This is a genomic window from Streptomyces sp. NPDC006296, assembly GCF_040613235.1.
In the GTDB taxonomy this organism is placed as follows: Bacteria; Actinomycetota; Actinomycetes; order Streptomycetales; family Streptomycetaceae; genus Streptomyces.
Genome location: NZ_JBEXRT010000013.1, coordinates 74117 through 94195, shown reverse-complemented (window position 1 = coordinate 94195; position 20079 = coordinate 74117). Strand labels below are relative to the sequence as shown.

At 67.6% G+C, this 20079-nt stretch carries 21 protein-coding genes; 13 read left to right on the top strand and 8 right to left on the bottom strand.

Annotated elements, in window-relative coordinates; genetic code table 11:
- Window positions 1-60 precede the first annotated feature (60 nt).
- The 3 genes from ABZ172_RS11985 to ABZ172_RS11975 are packed head-to-tail and all read left to right on the top strand — an operon-like array spanning window position 61 to window position 3363.
- Window positions 61-2418 carry an AAA family ATPase gene (locus tag ABZ172_RS11985; RefSeq protein WP_356882895.1) on the top strand — a complete coding sequence of 786 codons (2358 nt, stop codon included), beginning with the start codon at window positions 61-63 and terminating at the stop codon, window positions 2416-2418.
- 59 nt (window positions 2419-2477) lie between these two features.
- Window positions 2478-2891, top strand: a complete 414-nt coding sequence (locus tag ABZ172_RS11980) for a hypothetical protein (RefSeq protein WP_356882893.1) — start codon at window positions 2478-2480, stop codon at window positions 2889-2891.
- Window positions 2892-2922: 31 nt separating this feature from the next.
- Window positions 2923-3363 (top strand): hypothetical protein, encoded by a 441-nt coding sequence (locus ABZ172_RS11975; protein ID WP_356882891.1) that lies wholly within the window; start codon window positions 2923-2925, stop codon window positions 3361-3363.
- A 293-nt stretch (window positions 3364-3656) separates the two neighbouring features.
- Here ABZ172_RS11975 and ABZ172_RS11970 read toward each other — a convergent pair whose 3' ends face one another.
- The 5 genes from ABZ172_RS11970 to ABZ172_RS11950 all read right to left on the bottom strand — a co-directional run bounded on the left by ABZ172_RS11970 (window position 3657) and on the right by ABZ172_RS11950 (window position 6298).
- Window positions 3657-4103, bottom strand: a complete 447-nt coding sequence (locus ABZ172_RS11970) for a hypothetical protein (RefSeq protein WP_356882889.1) — start codon at window positions 4101-4103, stop codon at window positions 3657-3659.
- Window positions 4090-4230 carry a hypothetical protein gene (locus ABZ172_RS11965; RefSeq protein WP_356882887.1) on the bottom strand — a complete coding sequence of 47 codons (141 nt, stop codon included), beginning with the start codon at window positions 4228-4230 and terminating at the stop codon, window positions 4090-4092. Before ABZ172_RS11965 ends, ABZ172_RS11970 begins: the two co-directional genes overlap by 14 nt.
- Window positions 4231-4639: 409 nt before the next feature.
- The gene (locus ABZ172_RS11960; protein ID WP_356882885.1) at window positions 4640-4870 is read right to left on the bottom strand and encodes a hypothetical protein; all 231 of its coding nucleotides are present in this window, start codon (window positions 4868-4870) and stop codon (window positions 4640-4642) included.
- Between the two features lie 89 nt (window positions 4871-4959).
- On the bottom strand, window positions 4960-5439 hold the full coding sequence (locus tag ABZ172_RS11955) for a hypothetical protein (RefSeq protein WP_356882883.1): 480 nt from the start codon (window positions 5437-5439) through the stop codon (window positions 4960-4962).
- Window positions 5440-5845: 406 nt separating this feature from the next.
- Window positions 5846-6298, bottom strand: coding sequence for a hypothetical protein (locus ABZ172_RS11950; protein ID WP_356882881.1), 453 nt, complete (start codon window positions 6296-6298; stop codon window positions 5846-5848).
- A 276-nt stretch (window positions 6299-6574) separates the two neighbouring features.
- On the opposite strand from ABZ172_RS11950, the gene ABZ172_RS11945 reads away from it, so the two are divergent.
- On the top strand, window positions 6575-7375 hold the full coding sequence (locus ABZ172_RS11945; protein WP_356882879.1) for a hypothetical protein: 801 nt from the start codon (window positions 6575-6577) through the stop codon (window positions 7373-7375).
- A gap of 222 nt (window positions 7376-7597) precedes the next feature.
- On the opposite strand, the gene ABZ172_RS11940 is transcribed toward ABZ172_RS11945, so the two are convergent.
- Window positions 7598-7771, bottom strand: coding sequence for a hypothetical protein (locus ABZ172_RS11940; protein ID WP_356882877.1), 174 nt, complete (start codon window positions 7769-7771; stop codon window positions 7598-7600).
- A 376-nt stretch (window positions 7772-8147) separates the two neighbouring features.
- Between ABZ172_RS11940 and ABZ172_RS11935 the strand changes: the two genes are divergently transcribed.
- Window positions 8148-8441: a hypothetical protein gene (locus tag ABZ172_RS11935; RefSeq protein WP_356882875.1), complete on the top strand. Its 294-nt coding sequence runs from the start codon at window positions 8148-8150 to the stop codon at window positions 8439-8441.
- Between the two features lie 78 nt (window positions 8442-8519).
- Here the strand turns inward: ABZ172_RS11935 and ABZ172_RS11930 are convergent, their stop codons facing one another.
- A complete protein-coding gene (locus ABZ172_RS11930) occupies window positions 8520-8897 on the bottom strand; it encodes a hypothetical protein (RefSeq protein WP_356882873.1) in 378 nt (125 codons plus the stop codon).
- A 478-nt stretch (window positions 8898-9375) separates the two neighbouring features.
- On the opposite strand from ABZ172_RS11930, the gene ABZ172_RS11925 reads away from it, so the two are divergent.
- A complete protein-coding gene (locus tag ABZ172_RS11925) occupies window positions 9376-9606 on the top strand; it encodes a GntR family transcriptional regulator (RefSeq protein WP_356882871.1) in 231 nt (76 codons plus the stop codon).
- Here the strand turns inward: ABZ172_RS11925 and ABZ172_RS11920 are convergent.
- Window positions 9603-10604 carry a site-specific integrase gene (locus ABZ172_RS11920; RefSeq protein ID WP_356882869.1) on the bottom strand — a complete coding sequence of 334 codons (1002 nt, stop codon included), beginning with the start codon at window positions 10602-10604 and terminating at the stop codon, window positions 9603-9605. The genes ABZ172_RS11925 and ABZ172_RS11920 overlap by 4 nt on opposite strands.
- 638 nt (window positions 10605-11242) lie before the next feature.
- On the opposite strand from ABZ172_RS11920, the gene ABZ172_RS11915 reads away from it, so the two are divergent.
- The 7 genes from ABZ172_RS11915 (at window position 11243) to ABZ172_RS11885 (ending at window position 20068) form a co-directional block, all read left to right on the top strand.
- Window positions 11243-12886, top strand: coding sequence for a dynamin family protein (locus tag ABZ172_RS11915; RefSeq protein ID WP_356882867.1), 1644 nt, complete (start codon window positions 11243-11245; stop codon window positions 12884-12886).
- Window positions 12883-14835 (top strand): GTPase, encoded by a 1953-nt coding sequence (locus ABZ172_RS11910; RefSeq protein ID WP_356882864.1) that lies wholly within the window; start codon window positions 12883-12885, stop codon window positions 14833-14835. Before ABZ172_RS11915 ends, ABZ172_RS11910 begins: the two co-directional genes overlap by 4 nt.
- 153 nt (window positions 14836-14988) lie before the next feature.
- The gene (locus ABZ172_RS11905) at window positions 14989-15414 is read left to right on the top strand and encodes a single-stranded DNA-binding protein (protein WP_356882862.1); all 426 of its coding nucleotides are present in this window, start codon (window positions 14989-14991) and stop codon (window positions 15412-15414) included.
- A gap of 189 nt (window positions 15415-15603) precedes the next feature.
- Window positions 15604-17064 (top strand): Cys-Gln thioester bond-forming surface protein, encoded by a 1461-nt coding sequence (locus ABZ172_RS11900; protein WP_356882860.1) that lies wholly within the window; start codon window positions 15604-15606, stop codon window positions 17062-17064.
- Window positions 17065-17271: 207 nt separating this feature from the next.
- Window positions 17272-18936: an energy-dependent translational throttle protein EttA gene (gene ettA / locus ABZ172_RS11895; protein WP_356882858.1), complete on the top strand. Its 1665-nt coding sequence runs from the start codon at window positions 17272-17274 to the stop codon at window positions 18934-18936.
- A gap of 5 nt (window positions 18937-18941) precedes the next feature.
- The gene (locus tag ABZ172_RS11890) at window positions 18942-19364 is read left to right on the top strand and encodes a thioesterase family protein (protein ID WP_356882856.1); all 423 of its coding nucleotides are present in this window, start codon (window positions 18942-18944) and stop codon (window positions 19362-19364) included.
- Window positions 19361-20068 carry a hypothetical protein gene (locus tag ABZ172_RS11885; RefSeq protein ID WP_356882854.1) on the top strand — a complete coding sequence of 236 codons (708 nt, stop codon included), beginning with the start codon at window positions 19361-19363 and terminating at the stop codon, window positions 20066-20068. Before ABZ172_RS11890 ends, ABZ172_RS11885 begins: the two co-directional genes overlap by 4 nt.
- Window positions 20069-20079 lie beyond the last annotated feature (11 nt).

The window sequence follows — 20079 nt, the reverse complement described above, 5'->3', positions numbered from 1 at the left end:
AGCGGGCCAGTCTCGACACCCTGAACACGACACGAACGGGAAAGGCATAGGCAGACTAACATGCCTCAGAAGACGTCGGGAAACGCCAATATCGAGGACGCCGAGCGGGAGCAGAGGCGGTTCTTTTACGCCCTCTTCGGGACCGCTGCGCCTGTCCTGGAGTTCAACCTGAGCCCATACAGGAAGAAGGGTCGGGAGGGGAAGACCGAGGCCATTTTCAGCACCAACTGGAAGTGGCGGGCGAAGCCGACGAGGAATGGACTCTACGCCGCGAACCGAGCTATCCAGGAGCAGGGCCGGGGCATGTTCCAGTTGCTCCGTGTGGACGAGAACGGGGAGAAGACGGGCGAGACGTTCACCGTCGCTGGCAAGCTCATTGCACCCGAGCTGTACTTCCGCGTGGTGCCTTTCCGGGGTGGTGAGGTTCCGCAGAGCGGCAGTAAGAAGTCCCTGGCTCGCCGGTGCGCGGTCGTCTTCACCGAGCTGGATAAGCACGGCCTCACCGATGAACAGTGGGCGTTCCTGGAGAGCGTTAACGCCACTGTGGTCGAGTCGGGGGGTGTGGCAGAGGACGGCAAGCCGAAGGTCCACATCTACATCCCCTTGGATGTTCCACACCCCCCTGCCGTCATCGAGGCTGTGAGCCGTGCTCTCCGTGACTTCCTCGGCGGGGATAAGTTCGACCTGACCACGTTCCTCCGCGTGCCTGGCACCTGGCACAAGAAGGACAAGAACGACCCCCGGCCGGTGCGCGTGCTGCGCTACTCGTCGCGCTCACGTCTCGTGACGCTCTCCAAGCTGTGTCAGGCGCTCGGTACGGACGCTCAGAGCATCGCGACGCACGAGAGCGCACAGAGCGCGCGTCAGTCGTCCACAGGCGCTCTCAGGGCCTCTGACGCGCTCAAGCCGAAGGCGTACAACAAGCGCGCGGAGCGGGCACTCCAGGACGCCAACAGCCGCTATGAGTCGGGCAACCAGGACAACCGGGACCAGGTGCTTTGGGGGCTCTACAAGGACCTGGCCCGCTCTCACACGGTGAAGGGCATTCCCAGTCCGGGTGTCACCAACGGCCGTCACATCCTCTGGTACGCCCTGCGGTGCGACGCGGCCAAGCATGACGACAACTGGGTGGCCAAGGACGTAGACCGCTTCCTGCGGAGCAAGGCTTACGCGGATCTCCTGGACCAGGCAGACGGGACGTCGGGGGGTGTGGAAGAAGAGACGGACGAGGCGACTCCCACACCCCCCGAGACCAAGCGTCGCAAGAAGGCCCAGGTCAAGGGGCGAGCCAAGAGTGCCGGCGAGCCCGTCACGAGTGGCCGCAGGATCACCCTCGTTCCCGCGTCGACCATCAAGCCGCTGTCCGTCCTCTGGGGCTGGAACACAACTAAGCCTAAGGTCTTCCCGCCCAACCAGGAGGGGCGTATTCCCGTCGCCGCCCTGACCATCGGCGCGGGAATGGCTGGAGTGGGGAAGTCTCAGTTCGCTATCTGGAAGACCGCGAGGCTGACCACGGGAACTCTGCCTGGGCAGTGGTTCGGTAAGCCGCGATCGGTTATTTACTGCTCCACCGAGGACGACTGGGCCCGAACCATCGTGCCCCGCTTGCTCGCAGCAGGTGCAGACATGAGCCGCGTATTCCATGTGAGCGTGACCGAGGACGACGACCGCCAGGTCCAGTTGTCACTTCCGGGTGACATCAAGGGATTGGGCGAAGCCTGCGCAGAGAATGACGTGGTTCTCCTTGTCGCGGACCCGCTTATCTCGTTCCTTGCCGACTCAATCAATGACTTCCGAGAGCGGGAAGTCCGAGCCGCGCTGGAACCTCTGGCCGCTATGGCAGCCGATCGTGACCTGATGGTCTACGGTCTCGCCCACTTCACCAAGAACGGCGGGGCTGACCCCTTGTCGCGTATCCACGGCTCGGGCGCGTTCGGCCGAGTCGTACGTGCGGTTATCGCGTTCAGCGCCACCGAGGATGGCGGCTTCGTTCTGTCCCAGGTGAAGAACAACCTGGGCCGTACTGATATCCCGTCCTACTCGTACACCATCGAGAGCGCCACGGTGAAGGGTGAAAAGGGCGGAGAGGACATCTATACATCCCGCTTCGTGCTCGGGGATGAGTCGGATACGGACGTCACCAGGGAGATGGAAGCCTCCAACCGTCGAAGCCGAGGGGATAAGAGCGACGACGGTAAGCCCAGCGTGACTCAGCAGTGTGCCGACTGGCTTATCGACTACCTGACCAAGCATGACGGCGTAGCTCCGCGAGAGCAGATCATGGAGGCTGCAAAGACCGATATGGGATTCACTCAGGCCCGGGTTTACGCCGCACGCCGCTTGAAGGACGACCGTATCCAGATCGACCAGTCCGGCGGATTCGGGGGAGACAAGGTCTCTCGATGGCGGCTGATGTGAGCCCGCATAACGGGCTCTAGCGTTGACCACGAACACGACACAGAGAGGTTAGGCAAGTAATGGGAGAACTCAGGCTGAATCCGAACCTGAGAGTATGGCTCAAGGACCGTGAGGGGAACTTCAGTCACTCGAAGCCGGTTGCCGCGTGGGATGAGGACGGAGACCCGTACGTCATCCATGAGTCGGAACTGTTTCCCGCCAAGCGGTTCGCCAACTATGGGGGTCTCACCCTCCCCAACGAACTGCTTGGGGTTCTGCCCGGAGCGGGCTACAAGGTGACCACCGAATCGGACGAGGGCGAAATAGACGTGATCGCCTGGGTGGTCGAACGAGACGATGAGGGACACGTGGCTGCCACTCCGGTAACCGTCCAGGGGGATGAAACCGTGACCTACACCGGTGAATCCCTCGACTACTCGGAGATCTTCTGCCCTGGGAGCAAGAAGGACACGGGGGGTGTGGGAGATGTCTGACCGATTCGCAGAACCCATCAAGGTCCCGGCCTTGCCGAGCAAGTTCAACCAACTGGTAATCCAGTGTCCCTACTGCGGAAACAAACATCGCCACGGGAATCTGATGGGTACCCGAGTTCCCCACTGTGCGGAAGACAAGTTCGATCGCTGGGACCGTCAGGTGTCGTTCTCGTCGGTGAAGAACAGTCTTCCCACGTACGACCTGTGTCCGCCCGACCCCGAGGTGAACTGGTCGGCTGAGTACCTGCGGGCCCACAAGCTGATGATGGCCCACGTGGAAGAGATGTTGCTCTCTGAGTCGTGGGCCAACACCGGGGATAAGTGCGTGGACCAGACACGCGAGAAGCACAGGGAGGCGGTCCGCAAGTGGTACGCGGGTGTTCTGCATCGCAACCTGGCTTCCATTCCCCTTGAGTGGAAGGTGGCCGTGGCCCGCAAGGCGATTGAGTCTCGCTCAGCGCGCGACGAGTGAGCGCGTAGCACGCTCCTAACTCAACAGAACAGCGCCTGTAGGGCTCTCTCAGTGCTTGTGCGTCAGTCTGTGCGTGCGCAGTGCTGAGAGAGCCTTACGCGTCGATTCACGCGCTCGCCGGCACAGACGCCAGAGAGCCCCACGAGAGACTAGGTCCCGTGGGGCTCAATGGTTTGTGGGGCAAGTCGGTTGCCCGACTCCTCCCCGAACTGCCCTGGCGAGCAAGTTCACGTGGATACGTGCCATAAGCGTATATCAGCGCTGAGCCACGCTCCAAGAAAGTCGCGCGGTGATCAGAGTGGGATGGTATTGATCTTGCCTGTGTCCACGAGGTACTGGAGAGCCGCGTCAATCATCGTGGCATCTGACCCCGGGTACTGCTGGCGGACCCATTCGCGCGTGAACACATACCGCCCGTCGCGGTTGTACTTCATCCGCTTCCAGATGAAGTGGGCCATCTTCGGGACGGTAAGTCGACTCTCGGCCCTCCACCCACTCTTGTCGTACCTGGCCTTGGGGTGGGGTTTGCCAGGCGTCGTCTGAGGCTTGGGCGGGGCTGCCGCCACCGCTGCCTTTGCCTTCTTACGGGCGGCGACCTCTCTCTTTCGAGCCTCCTCCCGCGCGACCTGACTCGGGCTCAATAGGCCATGTTCCCTGCGGCACTTCTCCCGAGCTGCGCCGGTGCTCGGGTGGGTGCAGTTGGCGTGGTTGATCCGCTGCCGACCGTCAACGGTGTTCATCGGTCACCTCCCGTATCAGTGCACCCCACAGGGCGTCGGCCATGGCGAGAGAGCGGAGCGCCTTAACCTCGGTCGGCTTCCGCTGAGCAGCGAGCCGCTTATGGGCCTTGTTCTTCTTCTTGGGCACGGCTACTTCTGAACTCGGAAGTGGAGCTCACCGCGGCTTCTGTATGCCGAGTACGACATTCCTACACGGCGGCAATACTTGACGAACCGCCTACGGAACTCCGTCACCGTGAGCCCGTATTCCTCGCGGATGAACCGCTCGGTAAGTTCGTGAACCTCACCGTTGCCGTATCGGTCCCACGAGATCTTCTGTGCCATCTCAACACCTCCCACGCGGATTACTCGGACATCGGAGAAGCCGGGCAGTGTGGGTCAGAGAGGACCTCCCACACCACCCGGTCTCACTTCCCGGCTGGTGGCCAAACACCGGGTCTCCCGCCACACCAACGGGAGTTGAGAGGCTGGTGTGGGACGGCCCTCTGGAAAGCTCGGGCCGCAGAAGGGGACGGCCCGCGTCCCACACCAACCAGCTATGCGGCAGCGGCGATGGCGGTCTTCACGCGGGTGACCACGGTGTTCTCCACCTCGGTCGTGCCAGGGCTGGTGGGGGTCAGGATGACGCTGTCCGGGCCGCTGGCGGTGGACGCGCTCAGCTTGGTGCGGCCCGTGTTGTAGAGATCCAGGAACACCGCGCGACGACGGGCAGTGCCCAGCGCCATCAGGGAGTTGAAGTCCTGGAGGTCCATCGTGATGTCGGCCATTGCGGGCCTGCCTTTCTACTGGCGGCACTTGGGAAGTGCACGCGTTCTACGCGGTTGGATGAGGGCTGTTCAGTTATGCCGGCGCGCGTCTACGCGCTGGCGTTGAGCTGGGCCATGAGAGAGGCCACGAGCCGCTTCATGTTCTCTTCGCGGCGCTGGGTCGTGCTGGCCTTGATGTCGTTGCGGAGGCTCTCGGTCGAGACCTTCTGGCTCTCCGCCCGGTTGCTCGTGACCATCGCGTCGTAGGCGGCGCGCTTCTCGTCCTGACGCGCCTTCTCGGCGACCTCGCGGCGAAGCTGAGCGCGTGCCGCTTCCAGCGGGTGGTGTCCGCCCTCGTGACGGCTCACGAGCTCCTGGGCACGGGCCCGGACACGAGCCTCGAACGACTTCTCGGCCTGGCGGTCGCTCTCGCGGTGCTCGGCGTAGAGCCGTCGGGCGCTCGGGCCGTCGCCGCGCATCTGGTCCCAGAGAGCCTGGGTACCGGGGTCCACCTTCGGCTCTCGCGTCGGGCTGGGGGGCGCCTCGCCGCGCATCTTGGCGAGGAGACGTGCCGCCATGTCGTCGGCCATGGTCGTCACTCCATCTCTTCAAAGTCGGGGGGTGTGGTACGGAACGTGGCGGGTGCGCCTCGTCCGGTGCGGATCTTCTCGGCGAGTTCCAGGTCGAGCGGGGGAGGCGATGCGAGAGGCACCGGCTTTCCCTTCCGCAGGGCGTCGCCGACAACTGCCGCGCGCTTACTGCGTTGCCGTAGCTCCTCGTCCGAGAGCTTCCGGGGCTTGCAGGGCGGAGGCGTAAGAACAGCGGGACCACCCGCTTTGATGCGGCCCTTCCGGACCATCTCTGCTAGCTCCAGGTCGAAGGCATCCACCCTCGCGCCAGGAACGGGGTACTTCGGGCAGGTGTCACCGTGGGTCATGCAGACCTGGACACCTGCCTCAGCGCGTCTCTTGGCCTCATCCAGGGAACGGAGCGGCATTACTCCACATCCCCGGCCCAGACGCCATCGCGCTGGCTGGTGAAGATCTGCTCCATCTCCAGGACCACCTTGGAGGGAACCTCCAGGCCCAAGAGCTTGGCCAGCTTCATATTCAGATCTGCGACGGTACGGATAACCGCGTTCTTCTCGGCTACCGTCTCGGCGTTGTTCAGGTTCTCGTGAGCCTCGCGGATCATGTCGATAAGCGAGGACTCACGGTCTGCTCGGAGGGCGTCCGCCGTCTCCGATGGCAGATTCTTCCGGGCCCGAGCAATACGGCGTTCCACCGCATCCTTGGTCAGACCCATTGAGCGACCGATGGCGATAAGGGAATGGCCTTGCTTATGCAGGGCGTAGACCTCTTCGGCTTGCTCGTCCAGCTCGGCCGCAGTGAGAGTGCCAGCGCCCAGCGGGGCATCCGGCTTCCGTGGCTTGGGGTTGCTCTTGCCCACGACTCCTCCTCTCGACCGAGACAGTTCCTATCGCTGAATACTCGGTTTCAGCTCTGTAATCGTCGCATAGCACGATTCAAACGGCAAGGCAAGTCAGGTGGGCTAGGGTGTGGAGATTGGATAACCCACCATGAATTGAAGCCGCAGAATTGGCGCTTAGCTCGATTCATGCGAATCAATCACGCGGAGTGCCAACACCCTCGCACTAAAGACGCCAGGGCTAAATGCCGCAGAGAAGGTAAGCAGCGACCCAAGGTCGGTCGAGGGCGAGACCCCATGGAACGTTTCATGGAGAAGGTGGCGATAGACGAGAAGACCGGGTGTTGGCTTTGGACCGCGTCTGTCATCACCGGATACGGCGCATTCAGGGTGGACGGCAGAATGGTCATGGCTCACAGGTGGAGCCTGGAACAGAAGCTAGGACGAAAGCTCGGACCGGAAGAAGTCGCCCGTCATATGTGCCACACCCGCCTGTGCGTCTCGCCTGCCTGCCTTGAGCCTGGCTCTAAGGCGGACAATATGCGCGACGAGGTCGCACGTCGTGGCCCCCGTCCCAAGCTCCACGACGATTGCGACCACCCCGACACCGTCTATCAACGTCGAAAGTGCCCCAAGACCCAGAGGCGGCGATTCCCCAGCCATGGGCTTACCGACATCGAGCGGTTCGCATTGAGGGTGGACACTTCCGCTGGGCCCGACGCCTGCCATTTGTGGACGGGCAGCAAAAACGAGAACGGGTACGGACGCTTTCGCGCGGAAGGCAAGTTCCATACCGCTACCCGCTGGCTCATGGGTCATCTGCGCGGCAAGGAACTCACGCCGGATGAGGTGGTCTTGCACTCCTGCGATGTGACGTCCTGCCTCAATAGGCGGCACCTGCGGGTTGGAACCCAGGCGGAGAACATGCGCGAGAAGGTCGAGCGCGGTCGTCATCGCAACGGCAGCACCAGGAAGGAAGCTTGTGGTCGGGGGCACAAGTTCACCCCCGAGAACACCCGCCTGGATAAGAAGGGTCACCAGCACTGCCGGGCGTGCAAGCGCCGACGCCGTCCCACACCAGCCAAGCAAGCGGCGTGAGTTCGTGTCGTCTCGTGCGCACTGCGTTCGTACACATCGAGTGTGCTTGTGCGTTAGGGCGACAGAATCGCGTCTCTCGGCTCCCGGCAGAGCGACTGAGTGTCTGTGTACGTCGCGCGTCTGCTGGGCGCTCAGAGAAGCGCACAGAGCTTTTCGCTATGCCGGCGAGACCACGAGAAAGGGCGTACACAGTGTGTACGCCCTTCTCTGTTGGGTGTGGGACTACTTCGCGGCGTCAGCCTTCGGCGCGGGCTTGGCGGGAGCCGTCGCGGTCTTCTTCGCAGCCGTCGCACGGACGGGCGACTTCTTCGCCGGGGCCTTCGCAGGAGCGGCAGGCTTCGCGGCGGGCGACTTCTTCGCGGGCGCTGCCTTCTTGGCGGGCGTCTTCTGTGCCACACCAGCCTGAGGCGTAGTCGGCTTCGAAGCCGTGTCACCGAGTGCGGCGGCTCGCATCTCGCGGCGGCAAGTTGCCCGTCCCGCCTTGGTCTTGGGGTGCTGGCAAGCGGTGTGATCAAAGTGCGAGCGGGTCACTGGGTGCTCCCTGGTTCGTCGTGGTGTTGCTGACAGGGACGACACTCCCAAGACGTGAGAGCCAGCCCAAGGGGTCGGTAGGGGACTGACGGCGTTCTGTGACCTGGCTCCTTGGCTGCCCGTGACGTGGCAACGGTGCCAGGTCTCGATCCGCCTAGGAATCGCTGGATGACCCTTCGGATCATGGTGCCCGCTCCGAGAGCTTCGCCGTGTCAGTTCAACCCATCCACTCCATGAGTGGATGCGACACGAGGAGCACGCGATGAACCGCTACCGCTACACCCGCCGCAACGGGAAGACGTTCGTGTCCTGCACCCGCTGTGGTGAGAACCTGGTGCCCGCGCCGACGACGTTCGAGGAAGACCCCATCTGCTGGGAGTGCTGCCCGCTCCCCGCTGTGTCCGAGCGAACCCACTTCGCCCGACTCGTCGCCATGCTGTGCGCGGCAGAGGCCGCCGTCGTCTGCACCCTGCTCGGGTGGGACGGTATCGCCAAGATGTACCGGCTGGTGTGGGACATGATCACCCCGTGGTGATGAGCAACTGAGCCAGCACACAAGAGAGCCCCGACTCAGGGTAAGTGAGTCGGGGCTCTCGGCTGGTGAGCTTAGCCGCTAGCCGTCGCTAGCCTCCTCGGCGTCTGAGTCGTCCGTGTCGGCGTCTGAGTCGCCGTCTGCGGCGGCGTCACCCTCGTACGGCGGGATGCGTCCCGCTCGGCTCTCGGCGATCCTCAGCACGTCGCCCAGGCTCTCGATGAGCCGCGTAGCGATCCACCGAAGCTCGGGAGCCGTGAGTGTGGCTTCCTCACTGACCATCGGCTTGGCCAGGCTCACGATCACGGCGGCCGTCTCGATCTGCTTTTCCTCCATGCGGTCGGCCATGAGTGACAAGTGGGTGGCAGTGCCGTCGGTGGAGAGGTAGGCAGTCTTGCCCTCGGGACCGGGCCACGGCAGCAGACGCAGGTGTGACGGGTTGGTGTGGGAGATGGTCATGCCGTCGCTCCGTGGGCCGGGGTCGGGAAGTCGATGCCGAGGGTTGCGAGGGTTGCAGCGGTTCGCCTGTCCTTCTGTCGTCGGCGCTCCTGCTCCTGTTCCCAGGCGATGAGGTACGGCCTGATCAGAGCCACGTCCTCACCGCGTAGGTAGTCACGGTGAGAGGGACGTTCCACACCCACCATTCGCAGAGTTGTGGTCGGCGCGTCTGCCGTGTCAGGTGTCGTTACCAACGACGTCTGCTCGGCGGTGGCTCGTCGCTTGCCGTTGGACGGCAAGAGCCACGAGAGGATGAAGGACAGTAGAGTTCGCACGTCGGTCACTCCTTGGGTGATCGGCCACGCCCCCGGACCGGTCGCACGGTCGCGGGGGTCTTCTGTTGTTGGTCGTGGTTGCTGTTGTGTCGTACGTCACCGAGCATACGCGTATACGGGCATACGCGGTCGCGTGATCGCGGAGATACGCGGATGCTCGGCTTATGGACCTTGACCGTGGGAAGCCCGTATGGCCCCAGGTGGCAGAGGAGCTACGTCGTCGCCTGGACGCTGGGCAGTACCCGGCGGGCCAGAGGTTCCCTGCCGTCGTGGATCTCGCCGCTGAGCTGGACGTGGCTCCCTCGACTGTGCAGAAAGCCGTGGCCGCCCTTCGAGAAGAGGGACGGCTCTACACGATCCTGGGTCAAGGCTCGTTCGTCTCGACGGGTGGCTAGTAGCGGTCCCCGAGCTGGCGCACTGCTGAGTGGGCGCGGGAGGTAGCCATGTCGGCCGCGTAGCGTCGAACCATGCTCGCGTCCTTCCAGCCCTGGAGGGTCATCACGTCGCCCTCGGACACGCCTGCCGACAAGAGGTCGTGCGTCGCCGTGTGACGGAACTGGTGCGGGTGGACGATCGAGCGGGACTCCGGGTTATCCGGGTTGCCGTAACCGGCGTCAGCCGCCCGGCGGTTGATGAGGCGGTAGAGACCCGAGTACGTGAGCTTGGGTCGGCCTCGTGTCCCAAGCCACAGGTCCTCTGTGTAGTCGGGTGACAGGGGGTTCGCTCGCCGGTGGTTCTCTCGTGCCCGCAGATACCGCGTGATGGCCACGACGGTCTTGGGTTGGAGCGGAATGATCCGTCCCTCTCCGCTGGCTCGTGCCTCCTTGAGTGGCGTCACGGGGCCGAGTAGCCCCTGATCCAGGTGGAGGGAGTCGAGCCGGAGGGAGAGAAGTTCCTCGGCTCGCAGACCCTCCGTCAGAACGCGGATGATGGCGTGGTCTCGAACCTTCTCGAATGCGCGGACCCTGGGTGAGCCGTTGCCCGTGACCTGGAGAAGGTCTTGGATGAACTCCTCGGATAGCGTGGTGGGGCGCACGTCTGTCGGGTGCGCGTAGCGCTGGAGCCGTGAGTCGTCGTATGGGTTCGGGTGGTCGTACTCCTCGGACAGCCACTTGAAGAACGGGCGCAAGTTGCGCTGGAGAGTGTGGGTGCCGCCCTGTCGCTCGCCCTTCCCGCCGTCGTAGTGCGCGCGGAAGAAGACGTTCAGGGCCGGGGCATCGCACTGGGTGAAGTCGGCGAGTACCACACCCACCGCGTCTGACGTGCTGATCTGTCCGATCCAGCGGTCTAGCGTGCGTGCCGCCTTGGTGTACGCGGTGACGGTCTTAGCGGCATACGGACGACCTCGCTTGTTGTTGCTGGCCCGGAGATGCGTCGCGTAGTCGCTCAGCATGTGAGCGCGCGTCTGTGCGCTGTCCTCACGCTCCCCTGATGACGGTACGGACGTCAGACGACGTGCGCTCTTGCTCGTGCTCTGCTGTGCTCGCAGAGGGCTCCGTGTCATTGCCTGACTCTCTCTGTCGGCACGCTGGGCAAGAGAGAATCGGCGACTCACCTTGTCCACGCGTGCGTGGGTAGTGAGTCATGCGATGGTGGGTACGCGCTGGTCCTGCAATAAGTACAGGTCAGACGCTCACCGTGCCCGTATTCAGGTGGGCTACTAAGCAAGGGACTTAGAAGGCGCCTGCTCTATCCACTGAGCTACGGGGGCCCGGGTGTCTGCCTGGCGTCCTGGAGGGCGCTGGTTCAAGCCGTCCATGGACCTTGCCGGGACAAGGATAGGGCTCCGATCGCCTCGTCCCGGTTGCTTCACCTGCGTGGCACGATGTGGAGGTTCGGTGAAGCGAACCGATAATCGCAGGTAGGTGCGACTCGTGCACGGCTTTTGGCGTCTCGCGCGCCGGGTGTTGTGCACTCGTTATGCCTGCGCCCCACTCGTCCCCTCTGTCCCCTGGGATGGATTCGCCGCGCAGAGGGCCCTATACGCTTCAAAAAGGCTTCAAAATTGGGCATTCTTCGCATGTGGTGACCATGGATGTACGGCCTCAGCTCATCGACGCACTTTCCGCCCTGCGCGACCGTGTCGCTGCCGTGCGTCTCCCACTCCCGCTGCCGGGTGCGCCACGTGCCCGGCAGACGCGGACCGAACTGCTCGCCCAGCTCGACGACTACCTCGTCCCCCGGCTCAAGGATCCCGAGGCTCCGCTCCTCGCGGTCATCGGGGGATCCACCGGCGCGGGCAAGTCCACCCTGGTCAACTCGCTGGTGGGGTGCCGGGTCAGTGAGGCCGGGGTGCTGCGCCCCACCACGCGGACCCCGGTGCTCGTCTGCCACCCGGACGACCACCACTGGTTCGCCGGGGTGCGGGTGCTGCCCCAGCTGACCCGGGTGTGGCTCCCTCCGGGGCAGACCCCGGACCCGGACGGCCTCGACCACCTCGGGACCGAGGGCGAGCGCGACGACACCGTGCTGCGGGTCGAGACCGCCGCCACCCTGCCCCGCGGCCTCGCACTCCTCGACGCCCCCGACATCGACTCGCTCGTCGTCGGCAACCGGGTGCTGGCGGCCGAGCTCATCTGCGCCGCCGACGTGTGGGTCATGGTGACCACCGCGTCCCGGTACGCCGACGCCGTGCCGTGGCACCTGCTGCGCACCGCCAAGGAGTACGACGCCTCCCTCGTCACCGTCCTGGACCGGGTGCCGCACCAGGTGATCGCCGAGGTGTCCCGGCAGTACGCCGCCCTGCTCACCCGGGCCGGGCTCGGCGACGTGCCCCGCTTCACCATCCCCGAACTGCCCGAGTCCGCGGGCGGGGGCAGCGGACTGCTCCCCACCACCGCCGTCGCGCCCCTGCGGGCCTGGCTCACCCACCGGGCACAGGACCCGGCGGCCCGTCAGCAGGCCGTGGGGCGCACCGCGTCCGGGGTCGTCGACTCGCTCAACGTGCGGATGCCCGAGCTGGCCGGGGCGGTGGCCGCGCAGTACGCCGCGGCCGTGCGGCTCACCGGCGTGGTGGAGGAGACGTACGGGAAGGAGCTGGCGCGCGTACGGCGGCGGCTCCGGAACGGTTCGGTGCTGGCCGGCGACGCACGGACCCGATGGCGCGGATATCCGCTGTACAGCACGGCGGGAGAGGTGCTGGACGCCCTCGTGGAGAGCCTGGTCGCCCTGTTGCAGTGCGCCGTGGCCGCCTCCGACGAGCAGATCCGCGCGACCTGGCAGCGCGAGCCCGCGGCCGGGATCTTCCGCTTCGAGGACGCCGGCCGCGAAGCAGGTGGATGGGGGCCGGCCGAGGACATCCAGGGCCGGATCGGCATGGCCGTACGACGCTGGCGGCGGGTGCTGGAGGAGCTCGCCGAGGAGGAGACCCGGCTGCTCGAACGCAACGCCGCGCCCGACGCCGAGACAGTGGCGGCGCTCCTGGCGGCGGCCCTCCTCGGCGGACGCCGCGCCAAGAACGCGGGGGAGCAGCTCGCCGAACGGATCGGCGCCCAGGGGGCGCTGCGCCTCCGCGACAAGGGCGCGACGCTGCTCACCGGCTGCCTGGACCAGGTCGTGCACGGAGAGCGCGACCGGCGGCTGGCCCCGCTGGACGCCCTGGAGATCGCCCCCGAGCCGCAGGCCGAGCTCATCGCCGCGCTGTCCCTACTGCAGAAGGAGAGGTGGCAGCGATGACTGCCGTCACTGACCACGGCCGGGACCGAGGACAGGGGCCCGGCGAGGAACCCGGACGTGGGCCGTCGGCCGAGGCCCCGGCGGACGGCACACGGCGCTGGGACGACGGGCTCATCGCCCGCCGCGCCGCCGAGGTCGCGAAGGAGCGCCTGGACACCGGGCGGTCACCGCAGGACGACGAGGCCCCCGAGGCCGAGGCCTACACGACGCCCGGCGGCGCCCTCCGGCCGCGGCTGGACGCGCTGCGCGAACTGGTGGGCCTCTCCCGCGCCCGCCTCGACGCGGACACCCTGGCCGAGGCGGGGCGCGTGCTCGACGAGGCGTCGGCCCGCCGGCGGCTCTCCTCCCGGCACACCGTGGTCGCCGTCGCGGGAGCCACCGGCAGCGGGAAGTCCACCCTCTTCAACGCCCTCGCGGGCGTCCAGATCTCCGACACCGGACTGCGGCGGCCGACCACCTCCGCGCCCATCGCCTGCAGTTGGACCGACGGGGCGGCGGGACTGCTCGACCGGCTGGCCATCCCGGGGCGGCTGCGGCGCAGGCCGGTCCAGAACGGCACGGCCGCCGACGAGGCGCTTCAGGGGCTCGTCCTGGTGGACCTGCCCGACCACGACTCCGCGGCCACCGGCCACCGGGACCAGGTGGACCGGGTGCTGGCCCTCGTCGACGCCGTGATCTGGGTCGTCGACCCGGAGAAGTACGCCGACGCCGCCCTGCACGAACGCTATCTGCGGCCGCTCGCCGGGCACGCCGAGATCACCTTCGTGGTGCTCAACCAGATCGACCGGCTGTCCGCCGAGGCCGCCGACCTGGTCCTCGACGACCTGCGCCGGCTGCTCGACGAGGACGGCATGGCGGTGGGGGAGCACGGCGAGCCCGGCGCCACGGTCATGTCGCTGTCGGCCCTCACCGGGTCCGGCGTGGGCGACCTGCGCGAACTGCTCGGCAGGTTCGTCCAGGACCGCAGCGCGGCGGCGCGCAGGCTCTCCGCCGACGTGGACGCCGCCGCCGCACGGCTCCGGCCGGTGTACGTCGCCGACGGGCGCACCGGACTCGGCGAGCGGGCCCGCGACGCGTTCACCGAGCGGCTCTCGGAAGCCGTCGGCGCGGCCGCGGCCGGGCAGGCGGCGGAGCGGGAGTGGCGCAGGAACGCCGGGCGGGCCTGCGGGACCCCCTGGCTGCGGCTGTGGCGCTGGTACGAGTCCAGCCGGCAGCTCGGCGGCCTCGACCTGATGGCGCAGGTGCTCGCACCGCCGGAGGAGGAGGTGACCGCCCGCCAGCGGGTGGAGCAGGCCGTACGGAAGCTGGCGGACGACGCCGTCGACGGGCTGCCCGCGCCGTGGGCCCAGGCGGTGCGCGAGGCGGCGGTGAACGGCGCGGAGGGGCTGCCCGAGGCACTGGACGAGCTCGCGCGGAACGCGCAGGCGGAGGCCGGCGGCCGGGGCCGCGGGAGCAGCGGGGACACCGCCTCCACGCCCGCCGCGCCGGGCGGACCCGGCACGGCGGCGGGGCGGGGCGCCACCGCCGTGCCGGACGCGAGGTCCGCACCCGTCGCCGGGGCCCGGGCGGGCCGCGGCACCCGGCCGCCGCGTCCGGCGTGGTGGCCCGCGGCGGTCCTCGCGCAGGCCTCGATGACCCTGCTCCAGATCTTCGGCGGCCTGTGGCTGCTCGGCCAGATCGTGGGGGTGCTCGAACCCGGACTGCTCACCCCGGCGCTGCTCATGCTGGCGGGAGTGGTCGGCGGGCCCCTCGTGGAGTGGTCGTGCGCGGCCGCGGCGCGGGGACCGGCCCGCCGCTACGGGCAGGAGGCGGAACGGCGGCTCCGGGAGGCGGCGGCCGGCTGCGGCAGGGCCCGGGTCCTCGATCCCGTCTCGGCGGAACTGGCGCGCTACCGCGAGGTCCGCGAGCGGTACGCGGCGGTGACGGAGTTGTCCACAACCGGCGTCTGATCCACAGGCCCCGACGGGATTCCGTCTTTCCGTCCAGCATGGTTCCGGGCGGCCCGGACGGACAGACCGGGCCGCACGCCGCCGCACCTCGGTCCGTGACGGGCCGGCGGGCGGCGGCGGAGGACGTGTCGAAGGGGAATCGGGGGACGGGACATGAACGAGACGATGGTGACCCTGGTGGGGAACGCCGCGACCGCGGTGGACTTCCGGGAGACGGCGACCGGACCGACGGCGCGGTTCCGGCTGGCGGTGACACCCCGGCGGTGGGACCGGGAGCAGCAGGTGTGGACGGACGGCGGCACCGCGTTCTACACCGTGTGGGCCCGGCGGACCCTCGCGGCGAACCTCTCCGGCTCGGTGTCGGTCGGAGAGCCGCTCGTCGTCCACGGCCGTCTGAAGGTCCGGGAGGAGGAGCGGGACGGGGTGTGGAGAACCTCCGTGGACGTCGACGCCGTGGCGGTGGGCCACGATCTGACCAGGGGGACGGCCGCGTTCCGGCGCGTGCTCAAGGGCGACCCCGCGCTGACCGCACCCACGCGTCGTCAGAAACCGGCCACAGAAGTGCCGTCGGTGTCCTGAAGGGGAGGGGGCGCGCCGAACAGGCCTATAACGATTGCGAGTCAGAATGCTTGTGCGACGGCATCACGGGGGATACACGTCGGCTCGGCTCCTTACGATTCCCCCGTACTCATGCGGCACTTGAGTTTGCTGGCGAGGCACCTCCCACACGCACATCACGCGTGAAGGCCTCGCCCGGAGGGGAATTCTGTGTTTTCTGTGTCTTCAGCGTCCACTTCTTCATCGGCGGGGGGCTCCTCAGGGAGCCGGGGCCGCGGCCGCGGTCTCGTCAGGGCGGCCGTCGCGATGCTGGCCGGCGGACTGGTCGCCGCGGGATCGCTCGCCGGTGCGACGTCGGCGGCGGCGGACGAGTCGGAGCAGCACCAGGGCGGGGCCGTCGCCGTGCTGGAGGGTCTGAAGACCTTCGGCACCGCGCAGCTCCACACCGGTGACGGCAAGAAGCCCCAGGAGCTGCCCGCCGGCCTGTTCGAGATGAAGGTCGACGGCGGCGGCACGATCCAGACGTACTGCATCGACTTCCACACGCCCACCAAGGACGGCGCGAAGTACCTGGAGACCCCCTGGGACCAGTCCTCGCTCGGCGCCAACCAGGACGCCGGCAAGGTGCGCTGGATCCTTCAGCACTCCTACCCGCAGGTCAACGACTTCGCGGCGCTCGCCAAGGCGGCCGGTACCGGCCCGCTCGACGAGAAGACCGCCGCCGCCGGCACCCAGGTCGCCATCTGGCGCTTCTCGGACAAGGCCGACGTGACGGCCCAGGACGACAACGCCGAGAAGCTCGCCGACTGGCTGGAGAAGAACGCGCAGGACGTCGCGGAGCCCAAGGCGTCCGTGGGCCTCTCTCCGGCCGCGGTCTCCGGCAAGGCCGGTGAGAAGCTGGGTCCGATCGCCGTCCACACCGACGCCGGCCAGGTCTCGGTGGTACCGCCCGCCGACGCCGCCGCCAGCGGCGTCCAGATCACCGACAAGGACGGCAAGCCCGTCACCGAGGCCGCCGACGGCTCCGACCTCTACTTCTCGGTCCCCGAGGACGCCTCCGACGGCTCCGCCTCGCTGACCGTCCAGGCCACCACCTCGGTGCCCGTGGGTCGGGTCTTCGCCGGGCTGATCAAGAGCCAGACGATGATCCTCGCCGGCTCCAGCGAGTCGACCGTCTCCGCGGCGGCGTCCGCCACCTGGGCCGAGAAGGGTGCCGTCCCGGCGGTCACCGCACAGAAGAACTGCGCCAAGGGCGGCGTCGACATCACCGCGAGCAACACGGGTGACGAGGCGTTCACCTTCGAGCTCGCCGGCGCCGAGCACACCGTCCCGGCCGGCGAGACCCGCACGGTGACCGTCCCGGTCGGCGAGGACGAGGCCTACGACTTCACGATCACCGGCCCCGGCGGCTTCAGCAAGAACTTCAAGGGCGTCCTGGACTGCGAGACGGCCGGCACTCCCGCCCCGGGCGACGACACCACCACCCAGACCGGTTCCGAGCCCTCGCCCGTGCCCGCCGCGAGCGCCCCGGGCACCGAGGGTGACCTCGCCGCGACCGGCGGTTCCAGCGCCACCCCCGTCATCGCGGGTGTCGCCATCGCCCTCGTCGTCCTCGGCGGCGGCGCGGTGTTCCTGCTCCGCCGCAAGAAGCCCCAGAGCAGCGGTGAGTGACTGATCACGGGCGCAGCGGTATCGCGCCGGTGAAGGGCCTGGTACGGACCTCCGTACCAGGCCCTTCGTGCTTCCGCGGCCCCCTCCGGCCGGTCCGCCGGGCCGCAGAGGGCCGTACCGCGGACCGGACGGGTTTCCATCCGGGTGCGGACGTCAGGCAAGATGGGTGTATCTGCCCACACCTCTATTGCTGCCGGACGGTTTCTCTTGGCTGAGTACATCTACACCATGCGCAAGACGCGCAAAGCGCACGGCGACAAGGTGATTCTCGATGACGTCAATCTGAACTTCCTGCCCGGCGCGAAGATCGGTGTCGTGGGACCCAACGGCGCCGGTAAGTCCACGGTGCTGAAGATCATGGCGGGCCTGGAGCAGCCGTCCAACGGCGACGCCTTCATCTCGCCCGGCTTCAGCGTCGGCATCCTCATGCAGGAGCCGGAGCTCGACGAGAACAAGACCGTGCTGGAGAACGTCCAGGACGGCGCCGCCGAGACCATGGGCAAGCTCAAGCGCTTCAACGAGGTCGCCGAGCTCATGGCGACCGACTACTCCGACGCGCTCATGGACGAGATGGGCAAGCTCCAGGAGGACCTGGACCACGCCAACGCGTGGGACCTGGACGCCCAGCTGGAGCAGGCCATGGACGCCCTGGGCTGCCCGCCCGGCGACTGGCCCGTCAACAACCTCTCCGGCGGCGAGAAGCGCCGTGTGGCGCTCTGCAAGCTGCTCATCGAGGCCCCGGACCTGCTCCTCCTCGACGAGCCCACCAACCACCTCGACGCCGAGTCGGTGAACTGGCTGGAGCAGCACCTCTCGAAGTACGCGGGCGCCGTCGTCGCCGTCACGCACGACCGGTACTTCCTGAACAACGTCGCCGAGTGGATCCTCGAGCTCGACCGCGGCCGCGCCCTGCCCTACGAGGGCAACTACTCCACCTACCTCGACAAGAAGGCCACCCGCCTCAAGGTCGAGGGCCGCAAGGACGAGAAGCGCGCCAAGCGGCTCAAGGAGGAGCTGGAGTGGGTCCGCTCCAACGCCAAGGGCCGGCAGACCAAGTCCAAGGCACGTCTCGCCCGTTACGAGGAGATGGCGGCCGAGGCGGACAAGATGCGGAAGCTGGACTTCGAGGAGATCCAGATCCCGCCGGGCCCGCGGCTCGGTTCCATCGTCGTCGAGGTCGAGAACCTCTCGAAGGCCTTCGGCGACAAGGTCCTCATCGACGACCTGTCGTTCACGCTGCCGCGCAACGGCATCGTCGGCGTCATCGGCCCGAACGGCGCGGGCAAGACCACGCTGTTCAAGATGATCCAGGGCCTGGAGACCCCCGACTCCGGCTCCATCAAGGTCGGCGACACGGTCAAGATCTCCTACGTCGACCAGTCCCGCGCCAACATCGACCCCAAGAAGACCCTCTGGGCCGTCGTGTCGGACGAGCTGGACTACATCAACGTCGGCCAGGTCGAGATGCCCTCGCGGGCGTACGTCTCCGCGTTCGGCTTCAAGGGCCCGGACCAGCAGAAGCCGGCCGGTGTCCTCTCCGGTGGTGAGCGCAACCGCCTGAACCTCGCGCTCACGCTCAAGGAGGGCGGCAACCTGCTGCTCCTCGACGAGCCCACCAACGACCTCGACGTCGAGACCCTGTCCTCGCTGGAGAACGCCCTGCTGGAGTTCCCCGGAGCGGCTGTGGTCATCTCCCACGACCGCTGGTTCCTCGACCGGGTCGCCACGCACATCCTGGCGTACGAGGGCGACTCCAGGTGGTACTGGTTCGAGGGCAACTTCGAGTCGTACGAGAAGAACAAGGTCGAGCGCCTCGGTGCGGACGCGGCCCGTCCGCACCGTGCCACCTACAAGAAGCTCACGCGAGGCTGATCGACTTGGCGCGTCACATCTACAGCTGCCCCCTGCGCTGGTCGGACATGGATGCCTTCGGCCACGTGAACAACGTGGTCTTCCTCCGCTACCTGGAGGAAGCGCGCATCGACTTCATGTTCCGGCTGGCGCCGGGGGACGGTTCGCCGTCCTTCTCGGGCGGCTCCGTCGTGGCCCGGCACGAGATCGACTACGTGCGCCCGCTGGTCCACCGGCACGCTCCGGTGACCATCGAGTCCTGGGTCACGAAGCTGACCGCCGCGTCGCTCACCATCACCTACGAGGTGAAGGACCCCGAGCAGGTCTACGTACGGGCCTCGACGGTCGTCGTGCCCTACGACCTGGCCGAGGGGCGGCCCCGGCGGATCACGGCCGAGGAGAAGCTCTTCCTGCAGGAGTACCTCGACCAGGAGCCCGCCGCCGCATGACAGTGCCCGTACGGTCACCCCGGTTCGCCGACGTGCGGGAGGCGGCCGACCTCGCCGCCTTCCTCCGCCGGCTGCTGCATTACGACCGGGCCGCCGCCGTCCGCCTCCAGGCGGGCGGCGGCGCGCTGGCCGTCTTCGGCCGGCCGCCGTCGTTCGAGGTCCTCGCGATCCGCACGGCCCGGCTGTCCGCGGACCAGGGCGCGGACCACACGTTCGACGTGACGGTCTCGGCCGGTGAGCTCCTCGAAACGCTGGACACCGACGGGACCGGCGAGGGCGCCCGCGGGAGCGCGCTGCCGTCCCCCGTCACCGGCCCGCCGTGGGCGGGGATGCTCCCGCCCCGCGGCGGCTGGCGGGAACGCCCTGGCCTGCCGGGAGCCGTCGACCTGCGCACCCGGCTCGCCGCCGCCGTGGCCGAGTTCCGGTCCCGCGACGCCGCGCTGCCCGAGGACCGGCGCACCCGGGCGGAGCGCGACCTGATCGGCCACGACATCTGGTCCCGGACGGTCGGGGACACCGACCTCCCGCTCCGCGCGGTGCACGCCGCCCAGTCCCTCGGATTCCTGCGGCCCGCGCCCGACTTCCCGGTCGCGCTCCTCACGGCCGGTGCCTGGCTCCGGCTGCGCACGCCGTTCGGCTCGATCGCCCTGCGGGGCGCGGGCGGCGGCCTCGGCACACTCGCCGTCACGGTCGGGACCGCCTGAGGACCGGTCCC

Excerpts from the sequence above, each read along its gene's own strand:
- ABZ172_RS11985 (WP_356882895.1), top strand. The coding sequence starts at position 61 with ATGCCTCAGAAGACGTCGGGAAACGCCAATATCGAGGACGCCGAGCGG.
- ABZ172_RS11980 (WP_356882893.1), top strand. The coding sequence starts at position 2,478 with ATGGGAGAACTCAGGCTGAATCCGAACCTGAGAGTATGGCTCAAGGAC.
- ABZ172_RS11970 (WP_356882889.1), bottom strand. The coding sequence starts at position 4,103 with ATGAACACCGTTGACGGTCGGCAGCGGATCAACCACGCCAACTGCACC.
- ABZ172_RS11960 (WP_356882885.1), bottom strand. The coding sequence starts at position 4,870 with ATGGCCGACATCACGATGGACCTCCAGGACTTCAACTCCCTGATGGCG.
- ABZ172_RS11955 (WP_356882883.1), bottom strand. The coding sequence starts at position 5,439 with ATGGCCGACGACATGGCGGCACGTCTCCTCGCCAAGATGCGCGGCGAG.
- ABZ172_RS11945 (WP_356882879.1), top strand. The coding sequence starts at position 6,575 with ATGGAACGTTTCATGGAGAAGGTGGCGATAGACGAGAAGACCGGGTGT.
- ABZ172_RS11935 (WP_356882875.1), top strand. The coding sequence starts at position 8,148 with ATGCGACACGAGGAGCACGCGATGAACCGCTACCGCTACACCCGCCGC.
- ABZ172_RS11930 (WP_356882873.1), bottom strand. The coding sequence starts at position 8,897 with ATGACCATCTCCCACACCAACCCGTCACACCTGCGTCTGCTGCCGTGG.
- ABZ172_RS11925 (WP_356882871.1), top strand. The coding sequence starts at position 9,376 with ATGGACCTTGACCGTGGGAAGCCCGTATGGCCCCAGGTGGCAGAGGAG.
- ABZ172_RS11920 (WP_356882869.1), bottom strand. The coding sequence starts at position 10,604 with ATGCTGAGCGACTACGCGACGCATCTCCGGGCCAGCAACAACAAGCGA.
- ABZ172_RS11915 (WP_356882867.1), top strand. The coding sequence starts at position 11,243 with ATGGATGTACGGCCTCAGCTCATCGACGCACTTTCCGCCCTGCGCGAC.
- ABZ172_RS11910 (WP_356882864.1), top strand. The coding sequence starts at position 12,883 with ATGACTGCCGTCACTGACCACGGCCGGGACCGAGGACAGGGGCCCGGC.
- ABZ172_RS11905 (WP_356882862.1), top strand. The coding sequence starts at position 14,989 with ATGAACGAGACGATGGTGACCCTGGTGGGGAACGCCGCGACCGCGGTG.
- ABZ172_RS11885 (WP_356882854.1), top strand. The coding sequence starts at position 19,361 with ATGACAGTGCCCGTACGGTCACCCCGGTTCGCCGACGTGCGGGAGGCG.